1 protein-coding gene is annotated in these 218 nt (G+C 70.6%); it reads right to left on the bottom strand.

Translation table 11 applies throughout. The features are described 5' to 3' along the window. The coding region (locus tag E0702_RS18885) for a tannase/feruloyl esterase family alpha/beta hydrolase (protein WP_132045977.1) at positions 1 to 218 on the bottom strand (218 nt) is incomplete at both ends.

The raw sequence follows: 218 nt of genomic DNA, 5'->3' as shown, positions 1-218 counted from the left end.
GCCGGTGAGCCACAGCCACCAGAACGGCTCGGACCCTTCGGGAATGCCGCCCGGGTAAAGCTGCTCTCCGGCGGCGTTCACCGGACCCTGCCGCCATTTGGCCAGCACGTCCAACTCCGCTTCGGTGAGGCAGTCATCGCCCGCTGCCCCGGTGCATTGCAGTCCCGACAGGTCGACCTCGCAGGCGCGCGGGTCGGCGATCACCCCGTCCTCGGCCC

Origin of the sequence: Halomonas marinisediminis (assembly GCF_004347715.1) — a bacterium.
Lineage (GTDB): Bacteria > Pseudomonadota > Gammaproteobacteria > Pseudomonadales > Halomonadaceae > Halomonas > Halomonas icarae.
This window is presented reverse-complemented; position numbering and strand designations above follow the sequence as displayed.